This window comes from Burkholderia sp. M6-3 (genome assembly GCF_050858985.1).
GTDB classification, from domain to species: Bacteria; Pseudomonadota; Gammaproteobacteria; order Burkholderiales; family Burkholderiaceae; genus Paraburkholderia; species Paraburkholderia caledonica.
Map to the genome: position 1 here is coordinate 793,913 of NZ_CP110091.1, position 22,328 is coordinate 816,240.

18 protein-coding genes and 3 pseudogenes are annotated in these 22,328 nt (G+C 60.3%); 10 read left to right on the forward strand and 11 right to left on the reverse strand.

Features of this window, described 5'->3' with window-relative positions:
- Positions 1 to 371 precede the first annotated feature (371 nt).
- Positions 372 to 1,555, forward strand: a protein-coding gene (locus OH764_RS20895; RefSeq protein ID WP_498848630.1) for an IS3 family transposase whose coding sequence is annotated in 2 segments (ribosomal slippage) — positions 372 to 636 and positions 636 to 1,555 — 1,185 coding nt in all. Because the reading frame shifts where the segments join, the coding sequence is not laid out codon by codon here.
- A 283-nt stretch (positions 1,556 to 1,838) separates the two neighbouring features.
- On the opposite strand, the pseudogene OH764_RS20900 reads toward OH764_RS20895, so the two are convergent.
- Positions 1,839 to 1,966, reverse strand: a pseudogene (locus OH764_RS20900) (type 1 glutamine amidotransferase domain-containing protein); the annotation flags it as partial.
- Positions 1,967 to 2,018: 52 nt separating this feature from the next.
- The gene (locus OH764_RS20905) at positions 2,019 to 2,474 is read right to left on the reverse strand and encodes a BON domain-containing protein (protein ID WP_498850609.1); all 456 of its coding nucleotides are present in this window, start codon (positions 2,472 to 2,474) and stop codon (positions 2,019 to 2,021) included.
- A gap of 463 nt (positions 2,475 to 2,937) precedes the next feature.
- Here OH764_RS20905 and OH764_RS20910 point away from each other — a divergent pair, with 463 nt between their 5' ends.
- The 3 genes and pseudogenes from OH764_RS20910 to OH764_RS20920 all read left to right on the forward strand — a co-directional run bounded on the left by OH764_RS20910 (position 2,938) and on the right by OH764_RS20920 (position 5,894).
- Positions 2,938 to 4,143, forward strand: a complete 1,206-nt coding sequence (locus OH764_RS20910) for an alcohol dehydrogenase catalytic domain-containing protein (protein ID WP_498850610.1) — start codon at positions 2,938 to 2,940, stop codon at positions 4,141 to 4,143.
- A 273-nt stretch (positions 4,144 to 4,416) separates the two neighbouring features.
- Positions 4,417 to 4,659, forward strand: a pseudogene (locus OH764_RS20915) (IS6 family transposase); the annotation flags it as partial.
- Positions 4,660 to 4,883: 224 nt separating this feature from the next.
- The gene (locus OH764_RS20920; RefSeq protein WP_498850611.1) at positions 4,884 to 5,894 is read left to right on the forward strand and encodes a zinc-binding alcohol dehydrogenase family protein; all 1,011 of its coding nucleotides are present in this window, start codon (positions 4,884 to 4,886) and stop codon (positions 5,892 to 5,894) included.
- A gap of 360 nt (positions 5,895 to 6,254) precedes the next feature.
- Here OH764_RS20920 and OH764_RS20925 read toward each other — a convergent pair whose 3' ends face one another.
- Positions 6,255 to 6,584, reverse strand: a complete 330-nt coding sequence (locus OH764_RS20925; protein ID WP_498851252.1) for an ArsR/SmtB family transcription factor — start codon at positions 6,582 to 6,584, stop codon at positions 6,255 to 6,257.
- 85 nt (positions 6,585 to 6,669) lie between these two features.
- Here OH764_RS20925 and OH764_RS20930 point away from each other — a divergent pair, with 85 nt between their 5' ends.
- Together OH764_RS20930 and OH764_RS20935 are read left to right on the forward strand one after the other, a co-directional pair.
- Positions 6,670 to 7,767 carry an NADH:flavin oxidoreductase/NADH oxidase gene (locus tag OH764_RS20930; RefSeq protein WP_498850612.1) on the forward strand — a complete coding sequence of 366 codons (1,098 nt, stop codon included), beginning with the start codon at positions 6,670 to 6,672 and terminating at the stop codon, positions 7,765 to 7,767.
- 474 nt (positions 7,768 to 8,241) lie between these two features.
- Entirely contained in the window at positions 8,242 to 9,627 is a 1,386-nt protein-coding gene (locus OH764_RS20935) for an FAD-binding oxidoreductase (protein WP_498850613.1), read from the forward strand.
- 307 nt (positions 9,628 to 9,934) lie between these two features.
- On the opposite strand, the gene OH764_RS20940 is transcribed toward OH764_RS20935, so the two are convergent.
- Positions 9,935 to 11,278: an alkaline phosphatase family protein gene (locus tag OH764_RS20940; protein ID WP_498850614.1), complete on the reverse strand. Its 1,344-nt coding sequence runs from the start codon at positions 11,276 to 11,278 to the stop codon at positions 9,935 to 9,937.
- Between the two features lie 266 nt (positions 11,279 to 11,544).
- On the opposite strand from OH764_RS20940, the gene OH764_RS20945 reads away from it, so the two are divergent.
- Positions 11,545 to 13,227: a phospholipase C gene (locus tag OH764_RS20945; protein WP_498850615.1), complete on the forward strand. Its 1,683-nt coding sequence runs from the start codon at positions 11,545 to 11,547 to the stop codon at positions 13,225 to 13,227.
- Positions 13,228 to 13,539: 312 nt separating this feature from the next.
- On the opposite strand, the gene OH764_RS20950 is transcribed toward OH764_RS20945, so the two are convergent.
- Complete coding sequence (locus OH764_RS20950; RefSeq protein WP_498850616.1) at positions 13,540 to 13,863, reverse strand: DUF4148 domain-containing protein; 324 nt, start codon at positions 13,861 to 13,863, stop codon at positions 13,540 to 13,542.
- Positions 13,864 to 14,320: 457 nt separating this feature from the next.
- On the opposite strand from OH764_RS20950, the gene OH764_RS20955 reads away from it, so the two are divergent.
- The 3 genes and pseudogenes from OH764_RS20955 to OH764_RS20965 form a co-directional block, all read left to right on the forward strand.
- Complete coding sequence (locus OH764_RS20955; protein WP_408417171.1) at positions 14,321 to 14,983, forward strand: winged helix-turn-helix domain-containing protein; 663 nt, start codon at positions 14,321 to 14,323, stop codon at positions 14,981 to 14,983.
- The gene (locus OH764_RS20960) at positions 14,980 to 16,383 is read left to right on the forward strand and encodes a sensor histidine kinase family protein (RefSeq protein WP_498850617.1); all 1,404 of its coding nucleotides are present in this window, start codon (positions 14,980 to 14,982) and stop codon (positions 16,381 to 16,383) included. The genes OH764_RS20955 and OH764_RS20960 overlap by 4 nt, the downstream gene beginning before the upstream one ends.
- Before the next feature lie 130 nt (positions 16,384 to 16,513).
- Positions 16,514 to 16,612: pseudogene (locus tag OH764_RS20965) on the forward strand (H-NS histone family protein); the annotation flags it as partial.
- Positions 16,613 to 16,615: 3 nt separating this feature from the next.
- Here the strand turns inward: OH764_RS20965 and hutG are convergent.
- The 6 genes from hutG to OH764_RS20995 form a co-directional block, all read right to left on the reverse strand.
- The gene (hutG, locus tag OH764_RS20970; RefSeq protein WP_498850618.1) at positions 16,616 to 17,584 is read right to left on the reverse strand and encodes a formimidoylglutamase; all 969 of its coding nucleotides are present in this window, start codon (positions 17,582 to 17,584) and stop codon (positions 16,616 to 16,618) included.
- Complete coding sequence (locus tag OH764_RS20975; RefSeq protein WP_498850619.1) at positions 17,581 to 18,357, reverse strand: amino acid ABC transporter ATP-binding protein; 777 nt, start codon at positions 18,355 to 18,357, stop codon at positions 17,581 to 17,583. The genes hutG and OH764_RS20975 overlap by 4 nt, the downstream gene beginning before the upstream one ends.
- A complete protein-coding gene (locus tag OH764_RS20980) occupies positions 18,354 to 19,022 on the reverse strand; it encodes an amino acid ABC transporter permease (RefSeq protein WP_020068394.1) in 669 nt (222 codons plus the stop codon). The genes OH764_RS20975 and OH764_RS20980 overlap by 4 nt, the downstream gene beginning before the upstream one ends.
- 17 nt (positions 19,023 to 19,039) lie before the next feature.
- A complete protein-coding gene (locus OH764_RS20985) occupies positions 19,040 to 19,795 on the reverse strand; it encodes a type 2 periplasmic-binding domain-containing protein (protein ID WP_498850620.1) in 756 nt (251 codons plus the stop codon).
- An 85-nt stretch (positions 19,796 to 19,880) separates the two neighbouring features.
- Positions 19,881 to 20,633 (reverse strand): IclR family transcriptional regulator, encoded by a 753-nt coding sequence (locus tag OH764_RS20990; RefSeq protein WP_498850621.1) that lies wholly within the window; start codon positions 20,631 to 20,633, stop codon positions 19,881 to 19,883.
- A 366-nt stretch (positions 20,634 to 20,999) separates the two neighbouring features.
- The gene (locus tag OH764_RS20995) at positions 21,000 to 22,142 is read right to left on the reverse strand and encodes an extracellular catalytic domain type 2 short-chain-length polyhydroxyalkanoate depolymerase (protein WP_498850622.1); all 1,143 of its coding nucleotides are present in this window, start codon (positions 22,140 to 22,142) and stop codon (positions 21,000 to 21,002) included.
- Positions 22,143 to 22,328: the final 186 nt, after the last annotated feature.

Sequence of the window (22,328 nt, forward strand, 5' to 3'; positions counted from 1 at the left end):
GTGGACGCGCACCGGCCCAGCCTCGAAAAACTGGAGCGCGCGTAGATCGGCAATCGGTTCGCGGCGACAGACCTTACGCAAGAGCAGTGATGGTGATGAGGCGTGGCTAGCCCGCACCGTCGGGTTCTCCGTCTGCCGCCTCGTTTGCAAAAGACTGGGAAGAGCAGTCGCCAGCGGAGGACCTGGACGCGCTCATACATGCTTTCGGTGCACCGCCGTTCCCCAAGGCCCTCAGAGTTTACACATTGAAGATGGCCGCGTTTGCACGACTGATTGGGCTCTTTTATCCTATTCGAGTTGAAAAGATCTGAGCTTGCCCCCGAAAAACGAATCCCTTGCTGAACAGGTAAACTCAAGCAAGGAGAAGAACGATGACAAGCAAGGCAAAGCGAGCACAGTACACGCTCGAGTTCAAGCTGGAAGCGGTACGGTTGGTGAAAGCCGGGCAAAGCATGGCAGCAGTGGCGGCGACACTGGGTGTGGTTGAACAGACACTGTACAACTGGGTGAAGGCTGACCGGGAAGGCAAGCTCGCGGGAGCAGGCACGAAGCCCGTGAGCCCGGAACAGATGGAGCTGGCGCGGCTGCGTGCGGAGGTAGCGCGCCTGAAGATGGAGCGAGATATATTAAAAAAGTGCGCAGCGTACTTCGCGAAGGAATCGATGTGAAGTACGCCTTCATCGAGCACAATCGACGCTACTGGCCAGTCTCGGTGCTATGCGAAGTGCTGGAAGTCAGTCCCAGCGGATATCATCAGCGCCGGCAACGCACCGCGCAGGACAAGCCGCACCGAAGCCGCGTAAGCAACGATGCACTGCTCGCGCAAGTCAAGGCAATTCACACGCAGGTTAAAGGCGAATACGGCTGGCCCCGCATGTGGAGGGAGTTGCTCACACAAGGCGTGCGCGTGGGTAAAGAACGGGTTCGCAAACTGATGGCGCAGCATGGCATTCGAGCTCGCCACAAGCGCAAGTACATCGCGACGACAAACTCTAACCACGATTTGCCGGTGGCGCCGAATCTGTTGGAGCGCAACTTCACCGCTAACGCACCGAACCAGGTCTGGACGACCGACATCACGTACCTGGCGACAGCCGAAGGCTGGGTCTACCTCGCGGTTATCATCGACCTGTTCAGCAGGCAGGTGGTGGGCTGGTCGATGCAGCCACACATGAAAGCTGAACTAGTCACGGACGCATTGCGAATGGCGTGGTTCCGGCGTCGCCCTGACGCCGGCGTAATCGTGCATAGCGACAGGGGCAGCCAATATTGCAGCGGCCTGTTTCAGGACACATTGAAGGCCTACGGCATGCGTTCGTCGATGAGCCGACGTGGAAATTGTTGGGATAATTCGCCGACGGAAAGTCTATGGGGTTCGCTGAAGGTAGCACGCATGCACGGACGACACTTCGCCACTCGGCGAGCAGTAATGGATGAGGTGATTGACTGGCTGGGCTTTTACAATGCGCGTCGGTTACATTCAACGCTCGATTACGTCAGCCCCATGACGTTCGAAAAGAACTGGTTCGCAGCTCAGCGAGGCGAAGCCGCATAATTCCCCCCAGCTATGGGATTCGTCAAACGAGGGCAAGGTCAATCAACATGAGCACCGGGAAGCCCCAAGAGGGGGCTTTAGCGGCGTGCGACAGTTCAATGAGGTCGCGTTAAAAGACATGATGAAGAGCGGAGTGTTTCCCCGCAAACTCGTCAGCGATGTCTTTGCACTATTTTGTAAAGACTCCTTGCCGAATGCGGTAGATCTCGACATGAGCCGCGAATGATCGCCCCTTTATGGTGGGGCTAATCCGCAGCACGCTCGTCAGCGAAGAGCCGTGCGGCAGTGTCATCTCGACGCCTGCGTCCTTGAACACGAAATAAGGCGCGGCAAACTCTTCGAGCCAGAATCCGGTTTTCCGGCCCGTATCGCCGAGCCGTCGTGTGAAGTCAGTACCACCAGGATTTTCATGACAACCTCGCGAGTCCGTTCAATTCACGTTGCAACGAGCCGAAAAGCGGTGTCAGTGATCGATGGTGATCCGGTCGTCGACCCGCATCACACCGGGAGCAAGCCACGCGATCCGCTCGGCTTCCTCGCGCTCGGCCCACGACCGAGCCGTGCCGCGCAGGACGACCTTATTGCGTTCGGCCTCAACTGTGATGTGCTGTGCGTCGACTTCCCCGTTGCGCTTGAACGCGTCGTCGATCTTGCGCTTGAGGTCCTCGGGCTTGACCTTCGGCTTGATCTCGATCTCGATCTCGATCTCGTTCGTCAGGCTGGTCACGCCGCTCACACGCAGCGCCGTGTCGGCCGCGCGGCGGCGCTGATAATCCCATTCGACTTCGCCCTTCAGCGTCACGTGTCCGTCCCTGACGACTGCCTTGATATCTTCCGCCGCATAAGGCACCTCGGCCTCCAGTTCGGCAATGATCTCGCGCACGATCTCCGGATCGGGCCGCTTGTTGATCTGCGGCAAACGCACCTCCACGTCAGTTCGTACTCCACGTCCCGCTTGATGTCGTCGTCGGTTCTCATCGCTGCTCCTCCTCGGTTTGCTGAGGGACTAATGCGCGCACGCGGGCCACGCGCATCCGTCCACGGTACGACAACGGTAGGGCGGCGCGGGGCAGAATTTCTTCCCTTCGCCTGCGCAGTTTTTGTGGAATGCTGCCGTACGTTCACATCTGAAAGCCGTGCAGCAGGAGCGCAGAGATCCGACACGTCTCTGCAGGAATGAGGAAGAAGTGCAGCCGGCAGGAGCCTAGTGTTGAGGTCATCGTCATCGGGTCAATGGCCACGTCGACGAGATCGGCGCCATCTCTCAGCCTGCATCCGTGGTCGGGATCGCGATGATCGGCAGGCTCCATTCGAGCGTGACGCCTTACCTAGGCCGCGATGGGAACATCGATCGGACCTCACACCCAACAAGGAGAAATATCATGGCTGGGAGTGGCAATCGCGTAATAACGTTCATGGGTCCGATGAAGATGGAGCTGCAGACTTTCGACTATCCGAAGCTGGTCACGCCGACAGGCAAGAAAGCCAATCACGGCGCCATCCTCAAGATCGTGACGACGAATATCTGCGGCAGCGACCAGCACATCTACCACGGCCGCTTTGCCGCGCCTAAGGGGATGGTGATGGGACATGAGATGACCGGGGAAGTCATCGAGGTCGGGCCGGACGTCGAGTTCATCAAGAAGGGCGACATATGTTCGGTCCCGTTCAACGTCTCTTGCGGGCGCTGCCGCAATTGCAAGGAGCGGCACACCGATGTGTGCATGAACGTCAATGACGCCGTCGATTGCGGCGCCTACGGCTTCAATCTCGGCGGCTGGCAGGGTGGACAGTCCGACTACCTCATGGTGCCGTACGCCGATTGGAACCTGTTGTCTTTCCCGGACAAGGACCAGGCGATGGAGAAGATCCGGGATCTCACGCTGTTGTCGGACATCCTGCCGACCGGCTTCCATGGTCTGATGGAGGCCGGGGCCAAGGTCGGCTCGACTGTCTATATCGCCGGGGCCGGGCCGGTGGGCCGGTGTGCCGCGGCCGGAGCTCGCCTGATTGGCGCGTCCTGCATCATCGTGGCCGATACCAACCGGGCGCGGCTGGACCTGGTGAAGAATAATGGCTGCGAGGTGGTCGATCTCACCAGGGACACGCCGGTGGCCGACCAGATTGAAGCGATTCTGGGCAAGCGGGAGGTGGATTGCGGCGTGGATTGCGTCGGGCTGGAGGCGCACGGCAGTGGTCCAGAGGCGAACAGCGAGCACTCGGAGGCGGTAATCAACACGCTTATCGAAGTGGTGCGGGCGGGTGGGGCGATGGGCGTCCCCGGCATCTATACCGACGCCGACCCGAAGGCGAGCACCGATCTGACGAAGAAGGGCAAGCTTCCCATTGACTTCGGCAAGGCCTGGATCAAGTCGCCGAAACTAACGGCGGGGCAGGCACCGATCATGCACTACAACCGCGACCTGATGATGGCGATCCTGTGGGATCGGATGCCCTATCTTGGCGCCATGCTGAACACCGAGATCATCACGCTGGAGCAGGCGCCTGAGGCGTACAAGACGTTCAGCGAGGGCTCGCCGAAGAAATTCGTCATCGATCCGCACGGCAGCGTGAAGAAAGCCGCATAGAGCCGGCAGATGATACGGATCGCTCGGCTGCTCCTCCCCTTCGGGCGCCCCGATCTGTCACATGAGGCGTGCGAGATAACGGGACGGGTCATCGGCTCGCGAGGGCGCCGGAGATAGACGCGTGACATCACGCTGGACCATGGAGCAGGAAGTCGTGGCAAGCAATCGGAGCGTCGTCGATCGAGGTCCCGGCAAGGTCGCCGTCGAGACCTTCCCAGACCCCGCTCGGGCGCAAGCTCGATCACGGGGTCTGACAGATCTTGACAACTTCCTGCTCATAGAAGCCATCAGCCGACTCGCTGGCGGGAACGACACATGTGCGGCTCGCGATATGCACGTCGCACACAGGCGTTTCTCTCGTGCTTTGGCCCGATCAGGCAGCACTTCGCTTCGCCCAGACATCAGGTGAACACGTCATGTCATCGCGCCATACCCAAGAAACGCATCGCCGCCCGGCATGGTTGGACCGTCGACGCTGAATCGGAGCAGCTATCTGATCAGGATACCTACGGTTAACCAGAAACATACCCTGTGCAGCGCCAAAGCCTGTCCACTACGCATTCAAGACACACGCCTATACGATGATCAACCTGCGACAACACGACTGAGCGTCGGTGCAGGGCATGCAGTTCATTCATGTCGCGAGGCGCCACGAACAGGCACGTTATCGCCAATCCGTTCTAGTGTGTTGAACAACTCTCGCCCGCTGTAACGGAAACTGGCATTTTTATGGAGTACCTATGAAAGCTGTTGTCTACAACGAGTCGGTTCCGCTCGGTTCGCCGGATGCCCTGACCGACACCACGTTGCCCGAGGCTGAGCCAACCGGGTATGACCTGTTGGTGGAAGTGCATTCGGTCTCGGTGAACCCGGTCGATACCAAGATCCGTGGCGGTGTTCTGCCGCCCCCAGTGGTGCCAAAGGTGCTGGGCTGGGATGCGTCCGGCGTGGTGCGCGCCGTGGGCGACAAAGTAACCCTGTTCAAGCCCGGCGATCGCGTCATGTACGCCGGTTCGCTGTTACGGGCGGGCACCAACAGCGAGCTGCACCTGGTCGACGAGCGCATCGTCGGTCCGATGCCGAAGAGCCTCAGCTTCGAGGAAGCGGCCGCCCTGCCGCTGACCTCGGTCACGGCGTGGGAGTTGCTGTTCGACCGTTTGCAAGTGCGCGAAGGCAAAGAGCCGATCGGAATGCTGCTGGTCATTGGCGGCGCCGGCGGCGTCGGCTCGATACTGATCCAGCTGGCGCGCCAGCTGACCGGCCTGACCGTGGTCGCCACCGCGTCGCGGCCGGAAACGCAGGAGTGGGTGCGCGAGCTGGGTGCGCATCACGTGATCGACCACACGAAGCCGATGCCGGCGCAGCTGCGCGGCCTTGGCATTGATGAGGTCGATTACGTGGCGAGCCTGACCCACACTGACAAGCACCTGGTTGAAATCGCCGAGATGCTGGCGCCGCAGGGCAAGCTGGGGCTGATTGATGACCCCGAGTCGCTCGACGTGCCGATCCTCAAGCCCAAGAGCATCTCGCTGCACTGGGAATTGATGTACACCCGCTCGATGTACCAGACCCCGGACATGATCGAGCAGCACAATATTCTGGTCCGGGTCGCCGAGCTGATCGACGCCGGCGTGCTGCGCACAACGCTGGCCGATCACTTCGGCACCATCAACGCGGCCAATCTGCGCCGCGCCCATGCCTTGCTCGAGAGCGGCAAGGCGCGCGGCAAGATCGTGCTGTCCGGCTTTTGAGATTTTGAGGAACGCGCCATGAAAACCAAAGTAGCCATCGCATGACTACTTGGTCGGCGATAAGTTGACGGGTGTCGACATCAACTCTCGTTTGTTGCCCAGACCTGCCTGAAGTTTTGTGGACGCGACGCGTTCCCGACTATCACGGCGTTTGTCAATCGCATCGAGACACGGCCTGCTTACCAATGCGCGATGGAAAAGGGCGTCGCGTAAGCGACCCAACGGTGCGTGAAATCGGGCCGCCGTGAGGCGCCGTCTGGTGCTGACACCGCTGCTTTTGGGGAAAGGGTTCGTCGTCCCGGCTTTGATGGTGCGCACCGTTACTCTCGCGTCCATCTTCCACCGACCTTCAGTCGACTTTCACGCCGATTCGCTCAATGCGGGTTCATTGGCGATCTGCTTGATGACCGCCTCCATCAAGCCCGGAAAGCGGGCATCCAACTCGGCGCGCCGCAATGAGTTCTGATGCACGGTGCCAGCAACGCGCGTGCGCACCAGGCCCGCTTCGCGCAGGATCCGGAAATGATGGGAGACGCTCGACTTGGGGCGGCCACCGTCGAGGTCGCCGCAGGTGGCCTCGTCGACCGTTGAAAGTCGACGGACGATCTCAAGGCGCACGGGGTCGCTAAGCGCGTGGAAGAGCCGCCCGAGCGTGAAGTCCTCGGCGCCAGGATGGGTATAGGTGCGCATTGTGCAAATGGAAGTGGTTTCTGCCATACTCAATAGTTCGATATTCGTCGAACTAACGTACAAGCCTTATCTGGAGTTTAACCTGATGTCCGCATTATTTCAGCCCTACAAGCTCAAGGACGTTTCCCTACGCAACCGCATCGCAATTCCGCCGATGTGCCAGTACACCGCCGAAGACGGTCTGATCAACGACTGGCACCGCGTGCACCTGGCCGGTCTGGCACGCGGGGGCGCGGGGCTGGTGATCGTCGAGGCAACCGCGGTGTCGCCCGAGGGCCGGATTACCCCGGGCTGTGCGGGCATCTGGACAGACGAGCAGGCGCAGGCTTTCGCGCCCGTGGTCGCATCGATCAAGGCAGCGGGCGCCGTGCCGGGCATTCAGATCGGTCACGCGGGCCGCAAAGCCAGCGCGAACCGACCATGGGAAGGTGACGACCACATCGCCGACAGCGATCCCCGGGGCTGGGCGACCCTCGCCCCGTCGGCGATCGCCTTCGGCGGTGGCCTGCCGAAAGTACCTAAAGCGATGACGCTCGACGACATCGCACGCGTTCGCGAAGACTTCGTCGCGGCTGCCAGGCGCGCGCTCGACGCCGGGTTCGAATGGCTCGAATTGCACTTCGCGCACGGCTACCTCGGGCAGAGCTTCTTTTCCACGCACTCCAATCAACGCGACGACGCGTACGGCGGCAGCCTTGAGAACCGCAGCCGCTTCCTGCTGGAAACGTTGGCCGCCGTACGCAAGGTATGGCCTGAGCATCTGCCGTTGACGGCGCGATTCGGCGTGATCGAGTACGACGGACGCGACGAGGAAACCCTCGCTGAGTCGATTGAACTGGCGAAGAACTTCAAGCGCGAAGGGTTGGATATGCTCAGCGTCAGCGTGGGCTTTTCCACGCCGACGGCGGCCATCCCGTGGGCGCCGGCGTTTCTTGCGCCGATCGCCGAACGCGTGCGCCGCGAAGCCGGCATTCCGGTGTCGTCGGCATGGGGCATCGATACGCCGGAACTGGCGGACCGCTCCGTAAAGAATGGGCAGTTGGACCTGGTGATGGTAGGGCGCGCGCATCTGGCCGATCCGCATTGGCCGTACCACGCGGCGCGCAAGCTGGGTATCGAACGACCGTCGTGGACGCTGCCGGCACCGTACGCGCATTGGCTCGAACGTTACGCGGTTGCTTGAGCGACAACCGTATGTCGTGAAATGAAGGGGCGGAAAGTTATGGCTATCCGCCCCTTCGTTCCCGGACATTGATTGAATCGTCAACGGACTTCCGCCCGCACGGCCGATCTTGGCACTGCGTTTCAACTGAATCCTTTACTACCACCCCGATGAAGGGGATGGATGTCGATCAACGGAGCGCAACCGGCGCGGCTTCCGGGGTCCACCGATTGCGCGTACGCCCGCGGATCGGGTAGGGTATCAACTTCACTTCATGCCCTTGCACGCCAAACAATAAACAAGCAGGCACTGATCGATGCGGTCGCCGCGAAGACGGGCTCCCCGACGAGATCGCGCCGGGCGTGATCTACCTCGCGCCCAAAGCGAGCGCGTTCATGACGGGCTCGGACCTGGTGATAGACGGCGGCCACACCGTCTGGTGAACGGTCGTGAGCGCACGCTATCGGAAACAGACATCTGAAACGGAAACCTGACATGTCGAAATCGACAGTAATCGATGCGCTGCTCGCCGAACTCGGCGCGGATGTCGTGCAGTTGCCGGCCGAGTTCGGCAGCCGGCAACTACAGGACTGGAGTGGGGTGCCCGGCGCGGTGCCGGCTGTCTTGATCCGGCCGCGCAATACGGAGGACGTGGCCAGGGCGTTGCGCGTGTGCCATGCGTTCTCTCAGCCCGTCGTGACGCAGGGCGGCCTGACCGGTCTCGTCGGCGGAGCGAACGCGCTCGGCGGCGAGGTGGCGCTGAGCCTCGAGCGGATGAACCGGATTGTGGAAGTGGATCGCACCTCGGCGACGATGACGGTCGAGGCCGGCGTGCCTCTGCAGGTCGTTCAGGAGGCGGCGCTCGATGCGGGCTTCTATTTTCCGCTCGACCTCGGCGCGCGTGGCAGCTGCACCATCGGCGGCAACCTCGCGACCAATGCGGGCGGCAATCGTGTGATCAAGTACGGCATGATGCGCGACCAGGTGCTCGGTATCGAAGCCGTGCTCGCCAATGGCGAAGTGACGAGCGGCATGCACAAGATGATCAAGAACAATAGCGGCTACGATCTGCGGCATCTGCTGATCGGCAGCGAGGGCACGCTCGCAGTGATCACGCGGGCAGTGCTGCGCCTGCGTCCACGGCCGACGGCCGTCGCCACCGCGTGGTGCGCATTGCCCGACTACGACGCAGTAACGAAACTGCTGGCCTGCTCTCAGGCGCAGCTGTCCGCTGGCGTGTCCGCTTTCGAGGTGATGTGGGCGGGCTATTACGACGCGGTGCTGGCGAATCTCCCGTTACGCGCGCCGCTGGACAAACACTACCCTTACTACGTGCTGCTCGAAAGTGTGGGCGGCGATCCAGAGCGGCATGCCGAGGCATTCGAGGCGTTTCTCGGCGACATGCTCGAAGCGGGCGTGGTCAGCGATGCGGCGCTTGCGCAGTCAGAAGCGGATGCGCAGGCTTTCTGGACGATTCGCGATGCGCCCGGCGAGTATCCGAAATTTATTCCGCACCACAGCGCGTATGACGTGAGCTTCTCAATCAGTGACGTCGGCCAGGTGGCCGCGCATTGCGAGCAACGTCTGCAGGAACGGTGGCCTGATGCGCTAGTCATGATCTATGGGCACCTTGGCGATGGCAACCTCCATATTGTTGTCGATATCCCCGGTTCGGAAGGGCGATTGCACGACGAGATCGACCGTGTGATCTACGACGTAACGCGCGAATTTCACGGCTCGGTATCCGCGGAGCACGGCATCGGCGTCAAGAAGAAGGCTTACCTTGGCCATACGCGCAGCGATGCGGAGATTACTGCAATGCGGCTCATTAAGACGGCGCTGGATCCGCGCTCGATCCTCAATCCCGGAAAGATCTTCTAATGGTGCGCGAGTTGGCTGCCATTGCCGCAAACGCTGAAGACGCCGACCTCTAGCGGTGGTTTTCGTGTCTGGTGAAAGAGCGCCGCGTTCGCTGGTGTTGTTCGCCGCGAGGATGGCTCGTCAGCGCGCTCGAATTGAAGCATGGACGCAGTACTGGGACCGGGCACGCGCCGCACGATTTTCGGGGCGGGCGTGCGGTGACAACGCTGATCCGGACCACGGCTTGTGATCCATCAAAGTTTGCCGACACTGGCCACGGCGATGGTCGCCTGCGGGGCACCGGATGTCCTCGTGTGAGCCGCCGGTTCTAGTGATGCGCATACAGGGGCAGAAAGGGGTCCTTCGACCGCGGAGCGCCTTCGCTCGTGGGCCGCGAGTCACCGCTCGCAGCGACGGGCGATGGGCATTGCGGGATATCGGAGCGAGGCGTAGAAAGGCTCAACATCTTCGAGAAGCTGTCCGCTACGCGCACGCGCGCCGTCACGTTGAGGGCTCCGTTGAGCCCAAGCAGCGTGTCCGTTGTTTTCAGAATTGAGCTGTGGTCGTACACCGAATGGTCAATGGTGCCAGCAGGAACGAAAGGAGAAACGACGATGGCCGGTACGCGTACGCCTAGCTTGTCAAACGCAAAGTTATGGGTTTTCAGGCGGCCATTTTCCGGCGAGCCCGGCGGCTCAGCATTCGGAGGTGTCACATGGTCAAAGAATCCGCCATGCTCATCGAAGACGATGAGCAGGACACTGCTCGACCATAGTTTGCTGCCACTGATGGCATCGTACACTTGCTTGACTAACGCTTCCCCATTCCGAACGTCGCCGGCCGGATGCATCGAATTGCCGTTCCTGAAGTCATTCTTCGCATCGTACGTTGGCTCTATAAAGATAAATTTCTCGGTCAATGAATTATCGGCAAGCCGGGAAAGCAGCGTATCCATCCGAACGAAACGGCTGAGCAGATTTTGCATCCCGTGAATACCGCGGGCCTGTGCAACATCGCCTTGCACGATAAGCCAGTCGGAGTCCTGAAGCTTTGAGAAAACGGTCCCATTCGGAAAAGTGAAGAGTGGCGCGTTGAAGAACACCGCTTCCACAACTTGCGCGTCACTCGGAGAATGGTCGAGCCCGGACGAGGTGCCCGCTACGGCAAAGAAACGATTCGGCCACGTTGGTCCCGGCATCGATGCGAACCAGTTATCGCACACACCGTACTGGCGGGCCAGGAAGTTTAGTACCGGGAGCTGGTCGGGTGTGAAGGCGTTGAAAGCGTCGGCTACTACGTCGGAATGGTCCTCGTACGTCGCCGCAAAGCCCATCGTCGAAGCGTCCGTCGCAAAAGGTGGATAGCCGTTCGGACCCAAAACGAGGGAGTCGTTACGCACGGTGTCTCCGCTGGCAACCTGTAGCCCGCACAGCTGGACACAGGCGTCGGTAAATTCGTGCCCCGGGTCAAAGCCCAGCGCGTAGGGCGCACCTTTTCCGAGCTGATAGGCGGTTCCTGACCGTCCGAAATTGACTATGGGCGTCGTCGGCAGTCCGTTGGCGGTTGTGGTCTCACCTGACGGTGTGACGCCAGTCAGATTTGACCATCCAAACACGCTGTCGTAAGAACGATTCTCAAGCATCAGAACGAAAACGTGCTGTATCGCTGCCATAGGTCACCTCAGAGTCCTGTTGGCCGTGCTCTTTCATGTTGGCGGCAAGCCAACACAGAAGGCGCTCGGGCCACCACTGTCAGTTCGACTTCGTGCCACCTACTGTTAGACGTAAGGAACTGGTTTATTTATATGCTGGCTTCCCGAAAACGCAATGACAATACACACGCTACCCGAGTGCCGGCTGCGTCTTATTCCGCTATCAGGCAGCATTGGGAAATCAGACGGGTAAGATCTAGCCCAAAGACCTTCTTGGGAGTTGGCCAATGTTTTTCAGAACCGTTCTGCGAGGCGTTGCATGCATCTCTTTCGCCCTGTCGCTATGTGCGTGGGGCGGTAGCAGGAATGCATCGGCCCCGGCGTCGACACAAGACCAGCTGCCGACGACCACACCCGTGAAGCACCTCGTTGTGATTTACAACGAGAACGTCTCTTTCGACCACTACTTTGCCACCTACCCAAATGCAACCAATCCGTCGGGGGAACCTGTTTTTAATGCTGCTGCGGGGACTCCGGCGGTGAACGGTCTGAGCGGCACACTGCTGACTAACAATCCAAATTTCATCAATAAGCTCAACGGTGCGGGCGCAGCGAATCCGTTCCGGCTGGACCGCATGCAGGCTGCCACAGCCGACCAGGGCCACGCCTATACGGCAGAGCAGCAGGCCTATAACAATGGCGCGGCGGACCTGTTCCCGTTGTATGCCGGTAAAGGGTCACGCGGAGGTGTAGGCGCATCCCGCACGACCGGGCAGGTTATGGGCTACTTCGACGGCAACACCGTGACTGCCATGTGGAACTACGCTCAGCATTTTGCGATGAGCGACAACGCATACACGGATACGTACGGTCCGTCGACGCCCGGTGCGCTGGAGGTTATCTCCGGCCAGACTAACGGTGTGCAACTGGTCAAGACCAGCCAGCAGCCGTTCAATCTGAAGTCCGCCCCCGATTCGTACTACGTCAACGACGGCCATGGCGGCGTTACGCTCATCAATGATGTCGACCCCGCGAATGACCTTTGCTCGAGCAGGAGCGACCAGGTCCTGATGTCGGGCAAAAACATTGGCGACCTGCTCAACGCGAAAAACATAACCTGGGGTGGCTTTATGGGCGGCTTCAACCTGTCGACGATCAACCGCAACGGCACCTCTGGTTGCGAGCGCAGCACAGTAACGCCGGCGGTCGGCCACACAACAGCCGATTACATCGCCCACCACAACTGGTTCCAGTATTACGCATCGACATCGAATCCAAAGCATCTACGTCCGAGCTCGACCGCAGTCATCGGCTACACGCTTCAGTCCGACGGCAAGACGGTTGACCCGGCAAATCACCAGTACGACTCTGACGATTTCTTCACAGCGGTGAAGGCCGGGAACTTCCCGTCGGTCAGCTTCATCAAGGCTCCGGCGTTCCAGGACGGACATGCGGGTTACTCGGACCCGCTTGACGAACAGGCGTTCACGGTCAAGGTAGTCAACTTCCTGCAGCAACAGCCCGACTGGAAGAGCACGGCGGTTATCGTCGCGTGGGACGACTCCGATGGCTGGTACGACCATGCGTATGCGAATCCTACGAACTCGTCGTTCGACCCTGAGGCTGACCAACTGAATGGTCCCGGAAAATGCGGTACGGGTGCGGCTCCGGTAGGTCTAAACGGCGCCGGAGTGAACGGCCGATGCGGCCCCGGTACGCGTATCCCATTCATCGTGATTTCGCCTTGGGCCAAGGCGAACTACGTCGACCACACGCCGATTAGCCAGGCATCGGTGATTCGCTTCATCGAAGACAACTGGCTCGGCAGTCAACGCATCGGCGGCGGCTCGTTTGATGCAACGGCCGGCAGCATCATGGGCCTGTTTGACTTCAGCGGCAGCGGCCAAAATCCGACTCTGTTCGTGGAACCGAACCTAGGCTCCGTGGTTCCTTCCGTACCCGCTATCTAATCACGATTCCCATCCGAGCTGACGCGAGGCGAGCGGGCCAACAGCTGGCATTGCCAACCTTTGAGAGTTGGCAATAACTGTTCTTTTCGGACTGCCGGGTCAATGGCTCGATGCCTGTCCCGCTGGCGGCCCTGACGAGGACCGACACTCTTCAAGACCGAACCCGACCGAGGCTCGAATTGCATCTCGCCAGTTAGCGTCGTGAAGAGCCGACGGCGCGACGCGCTGGCTGCTAACGCTGGCAACGCGCTCGCATTGCACCGTTCGTCGGTGCGGCGCCGCATACATCAATCGGCGAGCCGGTCCACAGCATTAGTGATGTGCAAACAGTGTGTTTGCGCGGGTAGCGGCCGAAGTGCGCTGCCCCGACTGCACCGCTCCGCTGGGCGCTCCACCCACTCCTTGCGTATTGGCTTGCGCCGAAGAGTGTCCTGCTGCCACGCGCGAATCAGCTGCTTGAATGTCAGCGGGATAACGAGCTTCGTCGCGTTTTGCCGGGTTGTAGCCCTCCTTTTCCAACTGCACGACTTCCGCGCGTACCTGTGCCCGGTCGACCGGTACGTTCGACTGCTGGGCGAAAGAGGAGAGCGGTGTGGCCAGCGCGACAACTATAACGACTGCTTGAAGTGATTTCATGATTGGTACCTCCACAGTGATTTCCGTTGCGAACAACCCTGTTCGACCGGTAAATGCAGGTTAAGGTACACATGCTTAAGCGCACATTATGCAAGCCAAAGGAATTGCTAGTCGTGTAAGTCCCAAGCCTTTGTTCCCCTCGTCTGGCTTCCCCATCAGCATGCCTTAAGCTGGAATTGGCAATATGTGATTACAGGCACGGCACGACGGAGGACGAGATGCATCAACTGCTGTTAACCGGATTGATGCGTTGATGTCCGGTCTGCACGGGAATGGCACGACGACGGACCGACAGGCGATAGATATTCACTCTTGACGCCGGTGAGGCACTTCTTTTGCCGGCCTTTTGACCCCCGAAGTGTCGGCCAACGGCATACGTGCGCGGTCCGCACTTATGTCATGCATCATCAAGCATAAAGCTGAAGTACCGCACACTTTGTCGTTGAGGAGACAACGCATGCGCCTACTACTCGTTGAAGACGACATCATGATTGCCGAGACTGTACTCGAAGCATTGCGAGGGCTTGGCCATGCAGTGGACTGGGCGCGAGACGGGCGAGAAGGTGAACTCGCGCTTGGAAATGACGTGTACGACCTGGTCCTGCTGGACCTGGGGTTGCCCAAACAGGACGGCCTGGCCGTTCTTAAAGGCTATCGGGACGGCGGCGGAAGCGCCGCCGTCCTCATCATGACTGCGCAGGATGCGGTGACCGACAGAATCTCGGGGCTCGACGCGGGCGCAGATGACTATCTGGTAAAGCCGTTCGACTTGAATGAGCTCGCCGCACGGGTGCGCGCGCTGCTTCGGCGGCGGGTCGGACAATCGCGGCCTGTATACGTGCACGGTGCGCTCACGCTAAACGAGGTTTCGCACGAGGTAATGGTTCGCGGCGCGCCTGTCACGCTCGTCGCGCGCGAGTTCAGTCTGTTGCGCGCGCTTATCGAAGAGCCGGGCAAGGTTTATAGCAAAGCGGAACTGGAGGAGAAACTCTACGGTTGGAACGAGGAGGTAGAGAGCAATACCATCGAAGTGCACATTCATAATCTCAGGAAAAAGCTGGGCGCCGAACAGATCGTGACAGTTCGAGGCATCGGCTATCGGCTTGCCAGCACAGCATGAGGTCAGTGCGTACACAACTGCTCGTTGGCCTGATTCTGGTGCTGGGCGCAATGAGCAGTCTTGCGGGATATGGCATCTTTCGTAGCGCGCTCGGAGAGGCAAACGAGCTGTTTGACTATGAACTGCGCTCGGTCGCCATTTCTCTGCCGCAGTCGGTGGCCGATACGGAACTGGCGAGTAGGGCGTCTGGCGACTTCGAGGGATTACAAGAGGACCGTGTTGCCATCCAGGTTTGGGACGCGTCCAACCATCTGACCTACGAGTCTATGCCGAGCGCCAAACTGCCGCGCCTCCACGCGGGATTTCAGTCCGTCGAAGTGGGCGAGCGTCACTATCGTGTTTTCGGATTACAGCAGCCTTCCCGCTTTATTCAGGTTGGGCAGCCCCGGTCGGTCCGTGACGAGGCTGCCCTGAAACAGGCGTCAAAGACGCTCTGGCCTCTGCTGGCTATATTGCCCCTTGAAATCGCTCTCGTCCTGCTGGTTGTGAAGCGGGCGCTGCGACCTCTCACTATCATCTCCAGGTCCCTGGCAGCCCGTTCGATTGAAACGTTGGCACCCATCGGTATGGCCGATACTGTACCGACCGAAATCGAGCCGCTCGTTGAGGCATTGAATGACCTGCTAATACGTCTCGACAAGGCACTGTATGCACAGCGCGTCTTCGTTGCCGACGCGGCACATGAACTTCGAACTCCTCTAACGGCGCTGAAGCTTCAGATTCAGGTGGCGCGGCGGCACCATGCGCAGCCCGGTGACGAGGACCTGCTGCGGAAACTGGAAGACAGGGTGAACCGCGCAATCCATCTCGTCCGGCAGTTGCTGACGCTCGCGCGCGAGGATGCGGAGGCGAGCGTGCGCGCGGGGAATGCCGACCTCCGTCGTGTGGCCACGCAGGTTGTCAGCGACCTCTCGGTGATGGCGGAACATAAGGGTATCGACCTGGGTCTGGACTGCGCCGGTCTCGCGGGGTCGAACAGTCCAATCGTCGTAGTTGGGGACGACACCTCGCTCGCGACGATGGTCACCAATCTGGTCGACAATGCCATCCGGTATACCTCTTCCGGCGGCCAGGTCGATGTCCGACTTTGCGTGAACGACGTTGACGTGACGCTGGAAGTTATCGACAACGGACCGGGGATACCGCCGGCCGACCTTGAGCGCGTTTTGGACCGCTTCTATCGTGCGGGAAACACGACTGGACAGGGTAGCGGACTCGGATTGGCCATCGCAGCAAAGGTGGCGGCCAAGCACCACGCGAGGTTTTCTTTGCGTAACCGAACGGATGCCCAAGGATTAAAGGTCTCTATAAGCGGACTGCGTCGTGCTTCTGCGGACGCTCCAGCCGTACCGAGGTCATCAAATGCGCGTCGCGAGCCGGACGGACGCACGCGCACCTGACTGCCGCGTAACACGGCGTGACTTGCAATGCCAGCCGGCCTCCTCGTCAACATGGCATAGTGCAGCATCTCAACCGCGGAAACGGCAATGACGACACTCGAATCCTTGCAAGCAAAAAAACGCAGTGTGTTCCGCTCCTGCTGCCCGGAAGTCAGCGAAGGCCGGAAACTATGTCAGGGGCCCGCAGCCAGCGCTCTATCGTGACCCCAAGAGCGGCGCGACGTGGAGTGATTCAAAGCAACCGGTACGCGAGTCGCGCGGCCGCTCTCGCGGTGCGTCTGTCCTGATCGAGCGTCGGGTTGTACTCTGCGATATCCGACGCGCGGAGCTTGCCCGAAGCCCGCACGCGCAGCACCATCGCTTCAACCACCGATAGCGGTACGCCCAGCGCAGCGGGTGCCGACACACCCGGCGCCGTGGCGGCCGGCAACACGTCGAGATCGATCGTCAGATAGACGTCATCCGCCGCGTCCAGCAACTTCTGAAGCTCATTCAGGCGCTGCGGCAGTTTCGTTTCCTGCATATCGACGTCTAACACGTAGTGCACGCCGAGTCGCTCCGCATGCGCGAATAGCGACGCTGTATTGCCGAGATCGCTGATGCCGAAGCACACATAGTTGAACGACACGCCTCGTTCCACACAGTCAAGCGCGATCTGATCGAACGGCGTGCCGGAATTCGCAGGACGCTTCTGACGCAGATCGAAGTGAGCGTCGAAGTTGATGATCAGCAGCTTGCGCGATATCAGTGGCGTGGCCTTATTCTCCGCTTCACGCTGCTGATGCAGTCGTAAACCGCTATACGTGCCCCACGCGACCTCATGGCCGCCGCCGAACACCAACGGGCGTCCGCCGCCCGCCAGCACCTCGCTGACCACGTGGGCCAGTTCCGCCTGCGCGGCTTCGAGGTCGCCGTCATCGCACACCACATCGCCTGCGTCGGCAAGCGCCGCTATCGCCGCTTTGGCCGGCAAGCCTGCCAGCATACGGCGCAATTCCTTGGGCGCATGCGCTGCGCCGATCCTGCCTTGATTGCGGCGCACCCCTTCATCAGAGCTGAAGCCCACGATCACCGGCGCATCGCGCTGCACCTGCGGCGCGCTACCGAACGGCGTCACCTGATTGAAAACACGCCGCGTGTCGCCGGGTTCGCCGTCGTCGGAACGGCCTGCCCACACCTTGCCATCGAATGGGACTCTCATGCGCGTGACAACACCGCCTGCAGGAATGCGCGTGTGCGCGGCTGCGATGGCGCAGAGAAAATCTCAGCCGGCGGCCCCGCTTCGACGATCACACCGCCGTCCATCACGACCACCACGTCGGCCACTTCCTTCGCGAAGCCCATTTCGTGCGTGACGACCACCATCGTCATGCCTTCGCTCGCGAGCAACTTCATCACTTGCAGCACTTCGCCGACCAGTTCGGGATCGAGGGCAGACGTCGGCTCGTCGAACAGCATGACCCGTGGCTGCATCGCTAGCGCGCGAGCTATCGCAACGCGTTGTTTCTGACCGCCCGACAGACTTGCCGGCATCACGTCCGCCTTGTGCGCGAGCCCGACTTTCTCCAGCAACGCGATCGCAGCCGCTTCGGCCTGCGCCTTGCTGGCGCCACGCAACATGCGCGGACCCACTGTAATGTTATGCAGCACCGACAGGTGCGGAAACAGATTGAACGACTGAAACACCATGCCGACTTCGGTGCGCAGCGCATTCAGCGAACGCTCCTTGAGCATCTCGCCCTGGTCGACTAGCCGATGCCCACAAATGTCGATCGTGCCGCGTTCTGCCTGTTCGAGTCCGTTACAGCAGCGTAGAAATGTACTCTTGCCCGAGCCGCTCGGCCCGATCACCACCACGACCTGCTGCGGATGGATATCGAAGTCGATGCCGTTGAGCACGGTATGCGAACCGAACGATTTGGTCAGCCCGCGAATGCTAACGATGGGCTCATTGAGCTTGGCCACGGTATTCATTGCACCATTCCTCCAGCACGCAAGCGGCGTTCGACGCGATGCAGCGCGTAATTTGTCGCCTGTGTCAACACCAGATACACCAGCGCGATGGCGAGATACACCTCTAGCGAACGATAGGACACACTGATGATCTTTTGGCCTTCATGCATCAGATCGTCGATTGTCAGCAGCGACACCAGCGCCGAGTTTTTGATCAACGCAATGAATTCGTTGCCGAGCGGCGGGATCATCCGCACGATCGCCTGCGGCAGAATGATCGCGCGCATCGCCTGCCCGGACGACATGCCGATCGAACGCGCCGCTTCCATCTGCCCGCGATCGACTGACTGAATCGCGCCGCGCACGATCTCCGATACGTAAGCCGCCGAATACAGACCGAGCCCCAGCATGCCGCACAAAAACGCCGGCAGCAGAATGCCGAATTGCGGGAGGCCGAAAAACAGCAGGAAGAGTTGCACGAGTAACGGCGTGCCGCGGAAAAACGTCAGGTACGCGGTGCAGAACCCGTACACGATGCGCCGCTGCGGCGTCAGCCGGCCGATGCCGATCAACAGACCAAGCACGCAACTGAGCGCGAGCGACGCGGCCGTCACTTCGACCGTCACTATCGCGCCGTGCATGATGTCCGGCCAACCGGCAATCACCGGCGAGAAGTCAAGTTCCATTTGGTTTGTCCAGCCGCTTATTGCGCACTCGCGCCGAACCACTTCTTGACGATCGCCGCATACGTGCCGTCAGCCTTGATCCTGGCGAGCGCGGTGTTGAAGGCTGCCTTCAACTGCGGCTCGTCTTTGCGCACGGCGATGCCGTAGGCTTCGGTTGTCAGCGTTTTGTCGAGTACGCGGAAGCCGGCGCGCGTTTTCGCAACTTGATACGCAGCTGGCTTACCCGTCACAGCAGCGTCGGCACGACCGATGCCCACCAGGTCGAACATTTCCTGGTTCTTCTCGACCTCGACGCGATTGATTTGCGGGAAGTTATCGCGCAGGAAATTCACCGACTTCGTGCCCACCTGCACTGAGACTTTCTTGCCGTTCAGATCGGTCACCGTCTTGATCGGTGAATCGCTTTTGACCAGCACGGCCAGACCCCCGGCGTAGTACGAATCGGTGAAGTCGACCACTTTCGCGCGCTCGTCGGTAATGTAGATGCCGGAGATCGCAGCGTCGAAACGATGCGCGATCAGACCTGGAATCAGCCCTTTGAAGTCAATGTCGGTCCATTGCACGCGTTTGCCCATCGCTTTCGCGAGCGCATTCATGAGGTCGACGTCGAAGCCGGTGCGCGCGCCGTTCTCGGTGTACTCCATCGGTGGGAAAGTAGCGTCGGTGGCGACGTTCAGCACATCCGGCGTTTGTGCTGACGCCGCGCCGGAAAATCCGCCAAACGTCACGGCGAACGTGATGCATGCGAGGGACAACAGTCGTTGCAGCTTCATGGAGTAGGCTCCTTGTGGTTTTATCAAGTCGTGCGGTTAAGTCGAGACCCGAATCGAAGAACGCAATTGAAAACGCTTCGTCCCGCTAGTCGGTTTGCATATGCTCGGAAATGGCGCGGGCCGTACGTAGCGTCCCGTCGATGAATTGGCTTTCTCGTCCGATGGCGCGCGTTGATGGCGCCATCAACGTGATCGACGCGCCGCTACCGGTGCCGCGTCCACTGTGATGAAAGATGGGGGCGCTGACGCCCCACACGCCCGGGTCGACTTCGCTGTCGCTAACGGCGTAACCCTGGGCTCGAATCTGTTGAAGTTCTTCTTCGATCGCGGCCCGGCCGACGGGGTCGTTGTCGAACACGATGTCGAGCACTTCAGCGCGTGCCCTGCCGGCCATGAATGCCAAAAGGCATTTCGCCGACGCACCCGCCTTGAGAGGCACGGCGCGGCCTTTCTCGAACGAGCAGCGCAACGAATGCTGGCTGTCGACCATCTCAAGACACATCACCTGATGCCTGACCGCGACCACCAGCCCAATGCTTTCCTGCGACGCGCGCGCGAGTTGCTGCATCTCACTGCGGCTCGCTTCGACAAGCAGTGAATTCACATCGAAGCCAAGCGCGAGTTGCAAGCTGATCGGACCGGGCGCGTAGTACCCAGCGTTTTCGGCGACGAAACCCCAGCGCTTGAGCAGTGCGATCTGACGGTACAGTGTGCTTTGCGCAAGCCCGGTTACGGCTAGCAGGTCCTTAACCGACATCGCCTTGCCATGACTGGCGAGCGCGGCCAGCACCAGCAACACCCGTTCAGCCCCTGTCACATTCTGTTCAACGTTCACCATCACGCCGCCCGCGACCTATCATGACCGCAGAATGCCAGACCATTCTCGATTTGCAAAAATGATATTCCCACTCAATGGGAACAATAGGGCAGGGATTTCCCTTGGAGCGGCATCGGCGCGCCATACTCGCACGCGAAACGATCTGTTGATTCACGTCGTTGGTGGGCAAATCGTTACCACCGCCGATCGCGCTCGAACGCCCATTTCATCATTAAGCCGCGAGCGTCGGCGCAGCCTGCTGCATGGAATTTCACCAGTGGAAACGGTTTAGCTGACGGCGGACTGAACTAAACCGAAAACCCGTTCCGTTGATAACTGAGTGTTGTCCGCGGCCATCGGCGCTCCGGTCGAACCGCCAGGACGACCCTACGGTCGGCCTGTCACGCGCTGCACCATCCCGTAGAGCACGGACATCTGCAGACCGCTTTTGAGTGCGTAGTTCGGGTCGTATTGATTGGAGTAGCCCCACCAGTCGAAGCATGCGTTCGGGTTGGTCGGCCCCGGCGCAGACGACGCGCTCGTGTCGGGATACACCACCACAAGCTTGTTCGTGTCGGCCCATTCGTTGATGCCGGCCTCGCTGACCCAGCGGTTTCCGATAAGTGACGCCTCCTGCAGACAGCCGTGCAGAGCGAGCACGAATCCGCACGTTTCACCCTTCGCACAGGCTTGGGGAACAAAAACGCTGCCTGTCGAACTCATCGAAACGTTTGCGGACGCCCCGAACTCCGTTTGATCGAATGAAGACAGCGTACCCGTCAGCGCTCCGGTTTTGCGCGGTTTCAATGGGCCGAGGAACATCGTCAACCACGTCTTGACTGAATCGTAGACTTCGCCGTTGGCCGAACAGCGCACCATGTAGGGACTTCCGAGAGTGCCGCACGCAAGTTCGCCGTCAGGCGATTCCCAGCCGTGCTCGGCGGGAAACGTATTGTCAAAATGAACATTCGCTCCGTAATGTGCGTATTCCGAGTCGAGGTCGGCCATCTCACGTGGATTGACGACTTCGTCCAGTGTGCCGGACCACAGATAGACCGGCTGTCCACGCAGATTCGTTGCGGGGTCGATGGTCCCGAGGGACGATTGCGCGTCAAGGTACGCCTCGGATGGCACCAGCGTGCTGTTATACGACGCCTGATTCGTCGGAAGCGTCTCGCCGCCACAGTTTGCCAAAGCCGTAGCGGCTCCGCCGGTGCCTGCACACCAATACACCCCGCCAGCGTAAATAGCGGCTCCTTTGAAAGTAGAAGAGTGGGCAACGTGCATCTGCACTGCCGCGAAACCGCCGGACGAGATACCTGCGACGAACACCTTCGCCGGGTCAATCTTGTAGCGCTGAAGCTTGACGATTGCAGAAGGGGCCGACGCACTGTCCGAGGTGAGACTCGCGGAGCTGGCTACCGCCTTTGCCGACGTTCCGGCCGAATCGCCACTACCGCTGCACCCGGCAAGGCCGATCGCAAATACAAACGCCGGCGCTAACCGCCGGGCCAAAGTCTTCGTTGTCACTGTCGTCTCCTCGGCGGAGCAACGTACACAAGCAGCATCACTCCGACTGTAGAACTGGCCGCGGTTTCGCCTCCCGCCAAAATCTCACTAGCACTAGTGATCGACAAAGCGCGCATGTCTGCGGCGTACGATGCGCCCGACGATATCCCGCGCAGCAAAAACCGCTCCTGCAGCACGGCACTCCTG

What these genes read in the sequence shown, in the direction of transcription:
- OH764_RS20935 (WP_498850613.1), top strand. Translation starts at nt 8,242, where the DNA reads ATGTCGAAATCGACAGTAATCGATGCGCTGCTCGCCGAACTCGGCGCG.
- hutG (WP_498850618.1), bottom strand. Translation starts at nt 17,584, where the DNA reads ATGAGAGTCCCATTCGATGGCAAGGTGTGGGCAGGCCGTTCCGACGAC.
- OH764_RS20940 (WP_498850614.1), bottom strand. Translation starts at nt 11,278, where the DNA reads ATGGCAGCGATACAGCACGTTTTCGTTCTGATGCTTGAGAATCGTTCT.
- OH764_RS20985 (WP_498850620.1), bottom strand. Translation starts at nt 19,795, where the DNA reads ATGAAGCTGCAACGACTGTTGTCCCTCGCATGCATCACGTTCGCCGTG.
- OH764_RS20945 (WP_498850615.1), top strand. Translation starts at nt 11,545, where the DNA reads ATGTTTTTCAGAACCGTTCTGCGAGGCGTTGCATGCATCTCTTTCGCC.
- OH764_RS20930 (WP_498850612.1), top strand. Translation starts at nt 6,670, where the DNA reads ATGTCCGCATTATTTCAGCCCTACAAGCTCAAGGACGTTTCCCTACGC.
- OH764_RS20955 (WP_408417171.1), top strand. Translation starts at nt 14,321, where the DNA reads ATGCGCCTACTACTCGTTGAAGACGACATCATGATTGCCGAGACTGTA.
- OH764_RS20975 (WP_498850619.1), bottom strand. Translation starts at nt 18,357, where the DNA reads ATGAATACCGTGGCCAAGCTCAATGAGCCCATCGTTAGCATTCGCGGG.
- OH764_RS20980 (WP_020068394.1), bottom strand. Translation starts at nt 19,022, where the DNA reads ATGGAACTTGACTTCTCGCCGGTGATTGCCGGTTGGCCGGACATCATG.
- OH764_RS20990 (WP_498850621.1), bottom strand. Translation starts at nt 20,633, where the DNA reads ATGGTGAACGTTGAACAGAATGTGACAGGGGCTGAACGGGTGTTGCTG.
- OH764_RS20960 (WP_498850617.1), top strand. Translation starts at nt 14,980, where the DNA reads ATGAGGTCAGTGCGTACACAACTGCTCGTTGGCCTGATTCTGGTGCTG.
- OH764_RS20925 (WP_498851252.1), bottom strand. Translation starts at nt 6,584, where the DNA reads ATGCGCACCTATACCCATCCTGGCGCCGAGGACTTCACGCTCGGGCGG.
- OH764_RS20950 (WP_498850616.1), bottom strand. Translation starts at nt 13,863, where the DNA reads ATGAAATCACTTCAAGCAGTCGTTATAGTTGTCGCGCTGGCCACACCG.
- OH764_RS20920 (WP_498850611.1), top strand. Translation starts at nt 4,884, where the DNA reads ATGAAAGCTGTTGTCTACAACGAGTCGGTTCCGCTCGGTTCGCCGGAT.
- OH764_RS20910 (WP_498850610.1), top strand. Translation starts at nt 2,938, where the DNA reads ATGGCTGGGAGTGGCAATCGCGTAATAACGTTCATGGGTCCGATGAAG.